A 14,871-nucleotide genomic window follows, 5' to 3' on the forward strand; every position below is an offset into this window, starting at 1 on the left:
GAATTGACTGTGCTGAAACAAGTAAACTTGTTTCCGTTGGTCACTCAGTTCAATTGAGACTCTAAATTTGTTTGCGTCATCTAGCGAACTAGAATCTGCTGTTAGAACTCAATCTGTACGAGTGCCCACACAGATGATTGCTTTATATTGTTAAAGAACGTTTGAGATACTTTCGCGTCTCAAGGGCTGTGCATTCTACGCAAGCCGTTATTTTTGTCAACACTTAATTTTGAGAAAAGTTTATTTTTTCAAAACTCAGTCTTACTTGACTCAACCAACTCGTCGTTTTGCTTTTTTGTAAGCAGTCCGCCGTGTCGGTGGATGCGCATTATAGGGAGATCCGAATTGAGATCAACTGTTTTTTGAAGTTTTCATGAAAAAAATGACTGTTCGCGCAAAATACGAACGAAACGGGTAAAAATAGCACTAAAAAAGGCCCCAAAGGGCCTTTTAACGTTATTTTACTATGAGCTTCCAACCTACTTTTGCTTGTAGCTTGGACTCTAGTTGCAGTTCACTGGCCATTAATGGGTGATATTTTAACCAATCACCATCAAATGTCAGTGTGAGGGTGTTTTCATTAACACTGAGATCAATCGCTGGTAGTACATCATCTTGGCGACGCATTGATAAGATCACAGCGATCCGCACTACCCTTGTTAAGCATTCTGCGAGTACTTGATGACAGCCCAAGTGAGCAAAACTGTTTTTAACAAGATCAGCGCGATGCTCACAAGCAACAGCGGTAATTAGTTTATGCTCAGATTGCGAGAAACCTGGCATATCAGTGTTTTCTATAATGTAAGCTGTGTGCTTATGATAAAGCTTGTACTCTATTAGTAAGCCAATCTCGTGCAACTTTGCTACTGTTTTTAGTAATGCGATTGCATTTTCATCGATTGATTGCCATTGCCCCATGACACTTTTTGCCAACTGCTCTGCAAGTTGCGCAACCCGACAAGCCTGTTTTTGATCTACATGATAGCGATTCATTAAACCATCAACTGTACGCTTGCGTATGTCGTGGTTATGAAGCTCTGGCACCATGCTATATAAAACACCTTCACGCAATGCACCGCGCGCAAGACCCATTTGTTTTATATCTAGAGATTCAAACAAAGCAATTAATATAGCGAGGCCAGAAACAAACACTAGACGACGCTCTTCACTCAAGCCTGGAAGCTCAAGATCAGCAATTGTTTCAAATTGCACTGATTGCTCTTTAATAGCGAGAAGTTTATCAAGCGTTAAAAGCTCATCTTGGTTTTGTGCAACCATGATTTCTTGAATCGCTTGTACTGTGCCTGACGCGCCGCTCGCAATTTGCCATCCAGTTGCTTGGTATTCATCGACAATTTCTGCAACCACTTCACTTGCAGCTTTAATTGCAGCAGCAAAGTTTTCATTACTGAGCTTTTGATCTTTGAAGTAGCGTTCTAGGAAGGTAACACAGCCCATATGCAGGCTTTTATAATGCAGTGCATCAAAACCCTGACCGATAACAACTTCGGTACTGGCTCCGCCAATATCGATAACCAGTTGTTTACCGCTACAAGCTGAGGTGTGCGCCACGCCTTTATAGATTGTCTTAGCTTCTAGCTCACCGCTGATAACATTGATTTTATGACCAAGGATCTGTTCAGCTTTATGCTTGAATACATCAGCATTGCTAGCAAGACGTAAAGTTGCGGTCGCAACAATTGTGATGTTTTTCTGTGGTATGTCTTGCAGACGTTCAGCAAACAAGGCTAGGCATTCCCAACCTCGTTGCATGGCTTCAGTGCTAAGGACGTTATTTTCATCAAGCCCTGCAGCAAGCCTTACTTTACGTTTGACTCGACCGATCGTTTGTAGACCGCCAGCAATCGATTTAGCGATCAGCATATGAAAGCTATTTGATCCTAAGTCGATTACTGCATACACATTTTTCTGCGGTTGAAGTTGCCCCACCGTTCAAAAACCTCTAGTTACTACTAAGTCTTCAACAACGGCCGTTTATTACGACCGTGATTTCTGGTAACTATTATTTGGTCGACGTCCGTTGTTATTACGATTACGTGGGCCTGTAGAATAGTTCCGCTTTTTCTGAATAGTAGGCTTAGTTAAATCATCAAGCAATGCACTTTTATCATAATGTGATAATGGAATGCTGTGTTCTATATATTGCTCAATTTCGTGGAGATTATAGGCATACTGTTCACAGGCAAAGCTAATAGCGTGTCCTGATGCACCAGCACGTCCGGTACGACCAATACGGTGTACATAGTCTTCACAATCATCTGGCAAATCAAAATTAAATACATGACTTACTTCTGGGATATGTAAACCACGAGCTGCAACGTCTGTTGCTACTAAAAAGTCTAAATCGCCTTTGGTAAATTGAGCCAAAATTGATTGACGCTTTTTCTGGTTTACATCACCGGTTAATAATCCAACTCGGTGACCATCGGCTTTCATCCATGCATAAACATTCTCACAACTGTGTTTCGTATTTGCAAACACAATCGCTTTATCTGGCCATTCTTCTTCAATCAAAGTTAACAATAACTTAATTTTGTCATCTTGTGATGGATGGAATAGCTCTTCTTGAATACGCTTACCTGTTTTTACATCAGGTTCAACTTGTACGTGCTCTGGGTTAGTCATATGTTCAAACGCTAATTCCTGCACACGATATGACAAGGTTGCAGAAAATAATAGGTTTAGTCGCTCAGAGGTTTCTGGCATACGTCTAAACATATAACGAATATCTTTTATGAAGCCTAAATCGAACATGCGATCAGCTTCATCAAGTACTACAACCTCGATTTCATTGAGGGTATAACAGCCCTGTTTATATAAATCGATTAGGCGTCCAGTAGTACCAATTAAAATATCAACGCCTTTTTCTAGTTGTGCACGTTGTTTTTCGTAATCTTCGCCACCATATACTAATCCTAAGTTAAGATTACAGTGTGGCGCTAAAATTTTTGCATCTTTGTGTATCTGAATCGCCAGCTCCCTTGTTGGGGCCATGATCAGGGCTCTTGGATGTTTACTAGATGCTTTGCTAGATTGTAATAACCGATGGCATGTGGCAGTTAAAAACGCCAACGTTTTGCCCGTACCTGTTTGCGCTTGGCCCGCAATATCTCGGCCTTCACAAATAAAAGGTAGGCATTTCGCTTGAATGGGTGTGCAATATTCAAACCCATTTTCGGTTAAACCGGCAACCACTTCCGGTGCGATAGCAAAGTCTGAAAACTTTTTATCGGTCAAATGTGTCTTAGTCATAGCGTTTAAGCATAACGTTTAAACTTGCAATAAGAAACAAGAGTGTTTAAATACGCATTAAATATTTCGCCTAACTAATCGGAGATCGCAATGAGCGAGAAAATTATTCAATTAACTGACGATAGCTTTGAAGCTGACGTACTACAATCAGACAAACCTGTACTTGTTGATTTTTGGGCTGAATGGTGCGGACCTTGTAAAATGATCGCCCCTATTCTTGACGAAGTAGCTGGCGAGTTTGATGGCCGAGTTACCGTTGGTAAACTTAACATCGACCAAAATGCAGGCACACCACCAAAGTTTGGTATCCGTGGTATCCCTACATTACTTCTTTTCAAAGATGGTCAAGTTGCAGCAACTAAAGTTGGTGCACTTTCTAAAACTCAATTAATAGAGTTTTTAGAAAACAACATCTAATGAAAATATAAAAAAAGGGCTTTTTGCCCTTTTTTTAGCTTTATTTTGTTTAAAGACTGGACGCCTTGCTAGTGACCTGCTAGTTTATAAAGCCAACTAATCCTTAGTTATACCAACAAACCTCACTCATGTATCAAACGATGATTTTGAGTATGACAATTGTAATAAAGAACCCACCAATATGCATTTACGCGAATTAAAAGACAAGTCTATCAAAGAGCTTGTAAACTTAGCTGAGTCCATGGGGCTCGAAAACGTAGCCCGTTTAAGAAAACAAGACATTATTTTCGCCATCCTTAAAGCGCACGCTAAAAGCGGTGAAAATATCTATGGCGGCGGTGTACTAGAGATCTTACAAGATGGTTTTGGTTTCTTAAGATCATCTGAAGCATCTTACTTAGCCGGCCCAGATGATATTTATGTATCACCGAGTCAAATCCGTCGATTCAGCATGCGTACTGGTGACTCAATTTCAGGCCTTATTCGTCCACCTAAAGACGGTGAACGTTACTTCGCACTATTAAAAGTAAATGAAGTAAACTTCGACAAACCTGAAAATTCTCGCACAAAAATCCTATTTGAAAACCTTACCCCACTGCACGCAAACGAACGTTTACGTATGGAGCGTGGTAATGGTAGTACTGAAGACATCACAGCACGTGTACTTGATTTAGCCTCACCAATTGGTAAAGGCCAACGTGCACTTATCGTTGCGCCGCCAAAAGCCGGTAAAACGATGCTCCTGCAAAACATCGCGCAATCAATCAGCTATAACCAACCTGATTGTGAGCTAATGGTACTTCTAATCGACGAACGTCCAGAGGAAGTTACAGAGATGCAGCGCCTTGTAAAAGGTGAAGTAGTTGCTTCAACGTTTGATGAGCCTGCAAGCCGTCACGTTCAAGTTGCTGAGATGGTAATTGAAAAAGCGAAGCGCCTGGTTGAGCACAAAAAAGACGTGGTTATCTTACTTGATTCAATCACACGTCTTGCTCGTGCCTACAATACCGTAATCCCATCATCAGGTAAGGTATTAACTGGTGGTGTTGATGCAAACGCATTACATAAACCAAAACGTTTCTTTGGTGCAGCTCGTAACGTAGAAGAAGGCGGTAGCTTAACAATTATCGCAACGGCTCTTATCGATACCGGTTCGAAGATGGACGAAGTTATCTACGAAGAGTTCAAAGGTACAGGTAACATGGAATTACACTTAAATCGTAAGATTGCTGAAAAGCGTGTATTCCCAGCGATTGACTTTAACCGCTCAGGTACGCGTCGCGAAGAATTACTAACCAAACCTGATGAACTACAAAAAATGTGGATCTTACGTAAAATCGTTCATGAGATGTCAGAAATTGACGCAATGGAATTCTTAATTGATAAGCTTTCAATGAGCAAAACCAATGATGAATTCTTTGACTCAATGAAACGTAAATAACTAATACTTAGTTTTTTAAAATGCCTGTTTAATACAGGCATTTTTTTTGCGTAAAACTAAGGACATAACACTTTAAAAGTTATACTTTTACAGAATAAGTTTATTGGTAATTAACAGAAATTTGTTCTATACATTATAGAATTAAAAGGTAAGGATCTCCTCAATGACCCGCATTAAAGTAGCTGTAGCTCTATTTGTAATAAGCTTACTTAGTTGTATTGCTAGTTTTACCGTATTTGATATTTCTACCACTGCTATGGCCGTGCTTTCACTTATTGTAATCATTCCATGGCTTGCTTTGCTTGCTTTTGTTTATACAACAGATAAAAAGCAACAAGATCATTTAAGCTACTTTGTTAAGCAAACTACTTCTGAAAAAGGTATCGATTTTACTTTTCGCTTTGACGAAAATGACAGCGAGTTGCCTAATGCGTGTCATGCACTTAACGCAGGTTTGACAATGGCTGAGCATATGCTTGGCGAAATATATGCCTCATCTGCCCGCTTGTTACCTATGGCCGATGCACTGCGTGATACCTATGCATCGATGACTCAAAAAGCCACTATACAAGATGCCCACGGTATTGATTTAGCAAATACGATCAATCGAATGATTGAAGTATCTAAAGAGCTAGATAGAAGTCTCGAGCAAATATTAAGTTCAGTATCAGATGCCACTAAATCAGTACAACAAACCCGTTTAGACACAGATAAAAGCCAGGCGAGTCTTATCAAGCTTGCCGATAATATCAATCTGACGAGTGAGCAGATTATTTTACTTAAGCAAGATAGTGATGCGATCGGCTCAGTTATTGATGTTATCAATAGTATTGCCGAGCAGACTAACTTACTCGCGCTAAATGCTGCAATTGAAGCTGCGCGTGCTGGCGAGCAGGGTCGAGGCTTTGCGGTGGTCGCTGATGAAGTACGAAACCTGGCTGCCCGTACTAGTAAATCAACACAAGAAGTTCGTGAGATGGTTTCTAAAATTCAGCATAGTACTGAACAAGCAAACTCATTAATGCAGACAGCACTCAAAGAAACTGAGCGCACGGTTGAGCTATCTGAAGCATCGACTAAAGAAACCAATAAGATTGAACAAGCGATGCTTGAAATTAATGCGTTTTCTGAAAGCGTTCATGAGCAAGTAGCCATGCAAAGTCAAATGTCTGATGAAGCTCAAGTTAGTATAGATGCTATGGTTGAGCTTAACTCTGATGCACTTTCAAGTTCACAAATACAAGCTGTATCGAGCAAAGACTTAGTACGCCTTGCACACTCTTTAGATGAAAAACTATCAATGTTTCTGATCACTCACCCAGAAACCGATCAAGAGCAGCGTATTGATCGCTCTAGATTCGAAATGACTCAAGAAGTTGAGCAAATTCAAGATGGTGATATAGAACTGTTTTGATCAACCGATGCGGTATGTAGTTGCTCAAGTAGTTGAGCAACTAAGCTTGTTAAGTCAGTAAGTTTATCTTGCTTTAATGCCGACTCAAGTGCCATAGCACTCATCGCGACATCATCTAACTCAAACATTTTAGCCGCGCCACCTATGCGGTGAGCATCCTGCTGTAAATTAAACAATTCATGAGCTGCAAAATGCTGTTGTATTAATGCACTTTCATGCTCAAAGCTATTGATAAAGCTTGCAACTAAGTCACTCATATCATGCTGAGACTTAGTTGTGTTACTGTCTTTTTTGCAATGCTTAGCAAGTTGCGTGTAAAACACTTTTTTATCAATCGGTTTAGCAAGGTAACCTGTAAAACCAGCTTCAAGGTAACTGTCGATTTCGTGGCTAATTGCATTAGCCGTTAATGCATATACAGGCTGGGTAAAGCCACACTCTTGTAGTAGTTTCAGTGCATTTAATCCATCTAGCACTGGCATTTGAATATCGAGCAGCACCACATCAGGGAACTCCTTTAGACAATACTCTACAGCTTGCTCACCATTTTCTACCGCAATAACCTCAAGACCCATCGACTCTAAATAACGAGAAATTAAACGGCGGTTATCTGGGTGATCTTCAGCAAGCAGCACTTTACCAGACAAGCCTTTTGTTGCTGGCTGCACAAACTTTGCAAGCTCAACTGTTTCCGTGCTTGGTGTATGCTCTTTACACGGCAAGTAAAACGAAAATATGCTGCCTTTATTTAGCTCACTTTCAACACTGATATAGCCACCCATCATCATCGCAAGCTGTTGCGATAGGCTTAAACCAAGCCCGGTGCCCCCAAAGCGACGGCTGATGCTATTGTCGCCTTGCCTAAAACATTCAAAGATTTGCTTAAGCTGCTCACCGTTCATACCAATACCGGTGTCAGTTACACGAAACCAAACGCCTTGCTCAACTTTATAGACTTTTAACTCTACTTCACCTTGATTGGTGAACTTAATTGCATTGGCACATAGGTTGATAAGAATCTGTTTAATGCGGGTAAAGTCGAGCTGACTGTAAAACTGTTCGCCGAGCTCATTATGAAATGCAAATTTCAGCCCTTTATCTTTGGCTTGACCACTGAGCATAGAATGAACGTCAGTTAGTAATCGAACTAAATCACCTTCCTTTAAGCTTAACTCTAGCTTGTTAGCTTCGATTTTACTGATATCAAGTACGTCGTTAATCAGCTCTTTTAAGTGATCGCTTTGTTTTTGAATAACAGCCAGCTCATCATTTAACTGCTCTGGTTTATAATAACCGTTCATTAGATTATCGGTTTGGCCTAGGATTGCAGTTAAAGGTGTACGAATTTCATGGCTAATATTTGCCAAAAACTGACTTTTAATTTCATTAGCGCTGCGTAATTGATCTGCGGTTTCTTCAAGCTCTTTCGTTCGTTTAGCAACCATTAACGAAAGTTGCTCTTTTGCCCCTTTTTCAATATTACGGCGATAAATAGTAATCCCCGTCACCACTATCATCACAAACAAGATAAATAGCATAATGCCCAACTGACGTTGTTTAGACATTTCGAGCTCTTGAACATTCTGTAGCTGCTTTAATTCAACAATTTCTTGATTAAGCTGACTTGCTTGGATTTGGCTTTGCAGCTCACCCATCGACTTTAATAATTTTAGGCTTTGCTCGCTTTTGAAAGCGCGAACAAATTCATCAAAACTAGCAACGGCTGCTGCATAGTCACCCTTACCTGACTTAATCAGGGCCATCATTCCGGCGCCGTCTTGTACTCTCAAATCATCTTTATATTGTTTAGCCATAAAAACGGAGGTAGTCAGAGTGGCCTCAGCTTCAGTGAGCTTTCCTTGTAATAACTCGATTTTTGCTTGTGACAATAAGCCAGCCAGCTCTAATGTTTTATTATCAATTTTTTTTGCAAACTCAACGGCTTTTTCTGCATGACTTAAGGCAAGCTCTAAATCACCGGTGCGAAGATACACATTAGCGATATTAGTGTGGCGTGAAGAGAGAAAGTAAGCGTTATTCGTTTCTTGGTAGTAGCGCAAGGCTCGCTGATAGTAGTGTAATGAAAGTTGATACTGGCCAAGCTCTGAGTAAGCCACTCCCATATTGCCATACGACTGAGCAACGCCATCTTCATCACCTAATTTTTGGAAAATTTCTAGCGTTTCTCTATACATATCTAGTGCAATATCATAGCTCGACAAACGAATATAAATACCCGCTATGTTGTGTAAAATATCGGCTTTATCTTGCTCGCTACCATGCTCTTCATAAATTTCTTTCGCTTCTTTGTAATACTTAAGCGCTTGATCCATATTGAACATGTCAAAGTAGGCAAGACCAATATTACTGAGTAAGTTTGCTTCGGCAATTGGCTCTGGTAGTTTTTCTGCAACGCTTAATGCCTTGCTATAAGCAAGCACTGCTTGTTGCATCAGGCCTTGATAATAATAAGTGACGCCTTGCATTTTTAGACTACGAAAATAGCGATTTGGCGTTGCTGTAAAACTTGTAGCTTGCTCTGCCAATTGGTAGTTTTTTACCGCCGCCGAGAAATTACCTTTCTCTAGAGCAAAGTCGGCAAGCTGCATGTAAATATCGAGGCTTAGTTCTTGATTTGTCGTATTTTGATTAAGCAACTTTTGGGCAAGCTGTTGCTTTTCTTGCCATTGCTCGGATTGGCTAAATTGCTCAAGTAGCGAAGTGGATGCAAAGCTAGACTGCGAAACAAACAAACTACAGCTGAACAATAAAGCAGTGAGCAAGCTTACACGCAGTGATGTGAACATATGGCAAAATCCCTTAAAATCAACTTAGCCTGAAAATGAAGTTATTTAAGCTCGGCTAAATGCATTCCTTAGTATCTAAAAACATTAGCGTAGTTTCAAAAAAGCAGCTGTGATAGCGTATACCACTGTAGATTACACTAAAGATAGGCTTGCGAACAATGGTTAACCCACTGATTGATGAGATTTTTTACCTTCTTTTGGAACAGCCTATTTGGAAGGTTCATACGCTTGCCAGCGCACTTAGTGAATCAGGAAAAATAGAGCAATTAGACAATGACCCACAAAAAGATCTGTTTAAACGCAACTTTTTAGTTATGAATGGTCTTTATCAACTACAAGCACAACTTGCACCTGAGCAACAGCTACAGATTGCGTCACTTCACATTGAACTTGTTAGTAAGCAAACGGGTAACGCATTAGAAAGTCATGACCCACTACGGGATTACTATTTAGATTGGCAAAACTTTGATACAACGAGCGATGAAATAGATGCGTTGTTAAGTGATTTTTGGCAGCGTTTTTCGTCATTTAGCCCAAACAAGGGCATTCACTCATTACCTCAGCAGCAGCTATTAGAATTACAACAGGCGTGGCAGCTACCTACTGATTTTTCGGAAAAACAGTTACAAAAGCGTTGGCGACAACTGGCGCTAAAGCACCACCCAGACCGCCAAGGCTGTGCAATTGAGTTTAAGAAAATACAACTCGAATATGAGCAACTTAAAGCAAGCTGCTCATAACTCAATAATTTATCTGCTCAAACGTCGCGCACGGATCTTGCGCTTTTTAATATTACCTTCAGTCAATTTACGTAATGCAGGTTTTGCAGCAGCTCGCTCCACAGCAATAAAGGCCACATTATCAAGTACGTTAATTTTACCTACCTGATGACCGGCAATTCCCTCTTTACCAGTTAATGCACCTAAAATATCACCAGCACGAATTTTTTGCTTCTTGCCAGCATCAATCATAATGGTTGCCATGGTTGGCTTATACGCGGGTTTTTCTAGCAAGCTAAATGGCGGAATTGGTTCAGGGTCAAAGTCGCGCTCGTAGTGGTCGCCAATTTGTGCCACTTTAAATTGCTCAGCTTCACCATAAATAGAACATGCAATACCCTTTTTACCTGCTCGACCAGTACGACCAACACGGTGTACATGGGTTTGAGGGTCATGCGCTAGATGGTAGTTCACTACCATGTCCATATCGTTGATATCTAAGCCACGCGCGGCAACATCCGTTGCAACAAGAATACAGGCGCTTTTATTAGCAAAGCGAATTAAAGTACGCTCACGTTCGCGTTGATCTAAATCACCGTGTAAGGCAACCGCACTAAACCCTTCAGCATAAAGATCATCACAAATCTGCTGTGTTTCAACCTTGGTGTTACAAAAAACCACACAGCTTTCTGGTTGGAACTTCAACAACAACAGCTTCAATGTATTAAAGCGCTGTTTATTATTATCTAGCTTGTAAAAGTATTGCTTGATTGTGCTTTTTGTTTGCTCTTCTTCTACCTTAATCATTTCTGGGTTGCTAAGCACTCGCTCAGCTATCGCAGCAATTGATTTTGGATAAGTCGCACTAAACAATAATGTTTGGCGTTGATTAGGAATGCACTCAACAATAGCATCAAGGGTATCTTGGAAGCCCATATCTAGCATTTGATCAGCTTCATCTAACACTAGGGTCTCAACATCATCTAAACGCAATGTGCCTTTGCGAATGTGGTCATCAACACGACCTGGAGTACCAACGATGATATGTGCGCCATGTTCTAATGAGCCAATTTGTGGACCAATAGAGACACCGCCACATAAAGTTAAAACTTTAATGTTATGAATACCACGGGCAAGCTTACGAACTTCTTCAGCTACCTGCTCTGCTAACTCTCGGGTTGGACATAAAATGAGAGACTGAATACGAAAGCGTTTCACATTTAACTTAGCCAGCACACCTAAACTAAATGCAGCCGTTTTACCCGACCCCGTTTTGGCTTGGGCAATAATATCTTTGCCTTGCAAGATCACTGGCAAACTTTGCGCTTGCACTGGCGTCATTTGCGTATAACCTAAAGTTGATAAGTTATCGGTTAACTCTCGCGGCAAAGCCAAAGATGAAAAAGCAGTAGCAGTCACAGTAATATTCCAAACTTGATAATTGAGGGACATCCTCGAAGATGCTGTGGATCATAGCAGAGAATGTGCTGTTTCTCTAAACGAAAACACTGTTCAGCATATTTAATTCATATTTGCTTACAGTTTGCTGCTTTCTAACTCTCTGCATTTGTTCTAGTTTATTGATAGCAACCTTCAGGAAGAAACTATGCTTCTATTTAATACCGCTGCAGCTGATGTTTTCTATAAAAAACAAAAAACGTGCCCTCACTGTCATAGTGAACATTATTCTTTAAGCAATCACAGTAAAGTTTTGCGCTTTACTATTTTGCCCATCATGCCACTTTCTATTAATTATCAAAGACAATGTGATGACTGTGGCTATGTTACTCCTGCACCTTGGTATTCATTGCCCGCCTTAGAGTTAGCGTCGTTTATAAAATACTTTATTGGCCTATTCATTATCGTTTACCTATTAACAAATGCATTAATCGGTGCGAATGAGCAAACTGAAAATGAGCAAAATTACTTAAACGAGCCAAAGTTATTTGATACCTATTTTGTCTATTCAGATAAATTTACTGGCAAACCAAAACGTATTAACAACTTAAAAGTAGCTCAGCTCGTTGAATTTGATGATAAGAACATGACTTTTAGAGTTGCTAACTACACTTACAAGTACAATAAAGACATCGAAATTGCCATGCGTACCAGCATGCTAGTTCAAGATGATTACTTTTCTAGTAAAACCCTGACTTTCAGTAAGTCACAAATAAAGCAGCTTTATGGTGAAGGCAGCATTTATAAAATTATGCGACCTGAGCTTTATAGTTTATTTGGTGGTTTTGTTATGCACCCGCCTAGACCTAAGCCTTTATATACGGGCGTTAAGCTCGATAAACATAATCAGGAAGGGATTACTTACTTCAAAGATGGCCTATACGAAGAAGCGTTGAAAAGTTTTACTCTGTCTGCGGAAGATGGTTATGCATGGGGGCAATTAAACTTGGGTCAGATGTATCGTGATGGCCAAGGGACAGAAGTGAATAACGAAAAAGCAGCTTACTGGCTCAACAAAGCTACTTTACAAGGGAATCCTAAAGCAAAGATTGAGCTCGCAGAGCTATGCTTGAGTTACGATTGTAGTAAATTGAATACTCAATAATCTATTACCTATAAATATCACACATAAGAAACCAGCCTAATAATATGGTTCTCACTATTTACTTTGAATTTGTTATGTTATAACATTTTGTACTGACGTAGTATTTATACTCTTTTAAAGCCGAGTTACTCTCCCTGCTCTGCTTTTGAGATTACGCAGCCTGATGAAAGAATCATCTTTTGAGTTTGTATAACTTGAAGGAAGACCTTGCACACTAGCACGCTTACGTTCCCGTGCTAAATCCTTGCCGGCGAGCTTGCTCGCCGGCACTTTTCTTTTAAAGCTTTAAATGATCATCTAAGAAAGCCAATACTTTTTTATAGTAAAGAGTGCGGTGCTCTTCTTTATAAAAACCGTGGCCTTCATCATCTAGAATAGTGATTTCATATGGGTGCTTAGCTTTTTTCAACGCTGCTTCTAATGATTCTGCTTGCTCAATTGGAGCTCGTTCGTCTTCACCACCATGCACAATAAGCACAGGTGCTTTTAGCTTATCGACATTATAAGCAGGCGAGAATGCTTTTAACTCGGCTTCATCAGTACCAATCACTGTTTTTAGGAAATTAATACCATAGCTTCGGGCTTGCGTGTCACCTTCTTCATACATAAGAGGCAAGTCGTAAATCCCCATCAAGCCTATCGCACACTTGAACATATCCGGCTCGATAATCGCGCTTTGTAGGGCAGAGTAACCACCGAAGCTGGTTCCCATAATACAAATGTTATCCTTATCAACTGTGCCGTCATTAATTAATAATTTCACACCATCAATAATATCGTGTTGAATATTTTGTCCCCACTGGCGATAGCCAGCTTCTTGGAAGTTCATACCAAACCCTTTCGAGCCTCGGAAGTTAACCTTTAATACCGCCATACCTTTATTGGCTAACATTTGTACTTCTGGATCATAGCCCCAGTTATCACGTGCAATTGGGCCACCATGTGGCATAACAACTAAAGGTAAGTTTTTCTCAGCTTTGCCATTTGGCACAGTTAAATAAGCAAGAATTGTTAAACCATCGCGGCTTTTAAAACGCAGTGGTGTGGTTTGCGCCATATCATCTTGGTTGATCCAGCCACGCGCAGAGAATAGCGCTCGTAATTTATTAGTATTCGCGTCATATAGATAATATTGCCCAGGGTTTATATCGCTCGATGCGAAAATAATATTTTTTGAATCATCTTCTGTACTGCTAACTAGCTGTACTTGACTGCCTGGCAGTGCGCCCAATAAATCTTTAAGACGCTGTGATTTAGGCGAATTACTATCAACAAACGCATAGCTTGGGTAGTCAGCCTCGGTTTCTATGGCAAATAACTCTTTAGAGATTTCATCAACCCAAATATGCGACGGTGAAACATGCTTATCTTGAAAGATTTTCGTCACTTCTTTGGTTTTCAGATTAATTTTAATAAGGCTCTCTGCTTCTCCACCCTTTGATGCAGTGGCATAGATAGACTCGCCAGATTTATCAAATGCTTTTAATGTAATATCGGTGTAGTTAATACCTTCTAAATCGAGCTCTTTCCAAAAACCGCCTTCAGGCTCTCGCACATGGACTGTCGCATTGAGGTAATCGTCACTTGATACAGCGATACGAACGTTACCATCATGATCCGTTAGAAATTCACCCATAGGTGCTGGTGAACGAGTGATTAAAGTACGAAGGCCGCGATAAACATCGACTTCATATACAACGGTAGTTGGTTCATTGGTTGCAGTCCACGGGTAAGTGACAACCAAAACTTTTTTATCATCATGAAGTAAGGGATCTAAAAGGTATGACGTTCCTTGAACTGGTGTTTGCTTTTTTAACCGAGTACCAGTTTGCTGTTCACCATGATAACCAATTACGTATGCGCCACGGCTACCATCGACGTTCACGGCAAATAACTCACCATAATAAATAGGGGTATCTTGCCAACCTTTTAAATACTCTTTTTCAAGAATAACACGCTCGTTGTTAACCCAATGGTATTCGCCAACCTGTGCATTACCCGGAAAAGCAACCGCATGGGTTACTGCAAACTTGGTTGTATCAACAATGATGAGTGAATTTTTACCTTCGTGTTTTTTTATAGCTGCGACGTAGTTACCATCAGGGGAGATAGTTACACGACTAAAGTCATTACCTTTACTAAAGTCTTCTACTGATAATTTTGCAGGTTTAGCGAAGCTGGTAAATGATAGCGTAAATAACGCTAGTCCCAGCACAAAAGTGAGATATCGAGACATG

The 14,871-nt window shown here is 40.3% G+C and carries 10 protein-coding genes; 5 read left to right on the forward strand and 5 right to left on the reverse strand.

Annotation, left to right across the window (positions count from 1 at the left end; all coding sequences use genetic code 11):
* Nucleotides 1-456: 456 nt before the first annotated feature.
* Nucleotides 457-1,950 carry a guanosine-5'-triphosphate,3'-diphosphate diphosphatase gene (gene gppA / locus MTF66_RS32770; RefSeq protein ID WP_248529799.1) on the reverse strand — a complete coding sequence of 498 codons (1,494 nt, stop codon included), beginning with the start codon at nucleotides 1,948-1,950 and terminating at the stop codon, nucleotides 457-459.
* A gap of 48 nt (nucleotides 1,951-1,998) precedes the next feature.
* Entirely contained in the window at nucleotides 1,999-3,273 is a 1,275-nt protein-coding gene (gene rhlB, locus MTF66_RS32775; RefSeq protein ID WP_054554680.1) for an ATP-dependent RNA helicase RhlB, read from the reverse strand.
* Between the two features lie 90 nt (nucleotides 3,274-3,363).
* On the opposite strand from rhlB, the gene trxA reads away from it, so the two are divergent.
* From trxA to MTF66_RS32790, 3 genes are all read left to right on the forward strand, one after another.
* Nucleotides 3,364-3,690 (forward strand): thioredoxin TrxA, encoded by a 327-nt coding sequence (gene trxA, locus MTF66_RS32780; protein WP_248529800.1) that lies wholly within the window; start codon nucleotides 3,364-3,366, stop codon nucleotides 3,688-3,690.
* 181 nt (nucleotides 3,691-3,871) lie between these two features.
* Complete coding sequence (rho, locus tag MTF66_RS32785) at nucleotides 3,872-5,131, forward strand: transcription termination factor Rho (protein ID WP_248529802.1); 1,260 nt, start codon at nucleotides 3,872-3,874, stop codon at nucleotides 5,129-5,131.
* Between the two features lie 163 nt (nucleotides 5,132-5,294).
* Complete coding sequence (locus MTF66_RS32790) at nucleotides 5,295-6,545, forward strand: methyl-accepting chemotaxis protein (RefSeq protein WP_248529804.1); 1,251 nt, start codon at nucleotides 5,295-5,297, stop codon at nucleotides 6,543-6,545.
* On the opposite strand, the gene MTF66_RS32795 is transcribed toward MTF66_RS32790, so the two are convergent.
* A complete protein-coding gene (locus MTF66_RS32795) occupies nucleotides 6,518-9,352 on the reverse strand; it encodes a tetratricopeptide repeat protein (protein WP_248529806.1) in 2,835 nt (944 codons plus the stop codon). The two genes, MTF66_RS32790 and MTF66_RS32795, sit on opposite strands and share 28 nt — an antisense overlap.
* A gap of 158 nt (nucleotides 9,353-9,510) precedes the next feature.
* On the opposite strand from MTF66_RS32795, the gene MTF66_RS32800 reads away from it, so the two are divergent.
* Nucleotides 9,511-10,092, forward strand: a complete 582-nt coding sequence (locus MTF66_RS32800) for a DNA-J related domain-containing protein (RefSeq protein WP_248529808.1) — start codon at nucleotides 9,511-9,513, stop codon at nucleotides 10,090-10,092.
* 9 nt (nucleotides 10,093-10,101) lie between these two features.
* On the opposite strand, the gene dbpA is transcribed toward MTF66_RS32800, so the two are convergent.
* Nucleotides 10,102-11,490, reverse strand: a complete 1,389-nt coding sequence (gene dbpA, locus MTF66_RS32805; protein ID WP_055199234.1) for an ATP-dependent RNA helicase DbpA — start codon at nucleotides 11,488-11,490, stop codon at nucleotides 10,102-10,104.
* A 187-nt stretch (nucleotides 11,491-11,677) separates the two neighbouring features.
* Between dbpA and MTF66_RS32810 the strand changes: the two genes are divergently transcribed.
* Nucleotides 11,678-12,634, forward strand: coding sequence for a tetratricopeptide repeat protein (locus tag MTF66_RS32810; RefSeq protein WP_248529810.1), 957 nt, complete (start codon nucleotides 11,678-11,680; stop codon nucleotides 12,632-12,634).
* A gap of 277 nt (nucleotides 12,635-12,911) precedes the next feature.
* Here MTF66_RS32810 and MTF66_RS32815 read toward each other — a convergent pair whose 3' ends face one another.
* Nucleotides 12,912-14,870 carry a S9 family peptidase gene (locus MTF66_RS32815; RefSeq protein ID WP_248529812.1) on the reverse strand — a complete coding sequence of 653 codons (1,959 nt, stop codon included), beginning with the start codon at nucleotides 14,868-14,870 and terminating at the stop codon, nucleotides 12,912-12,914.
* Between the last annotated feature and the right edge of the window lies 1 nt (nucleotide 14,871).

Source organism: Pseudoalteromonas sp. 2CM39R (genome assembly GCF_023161845.1).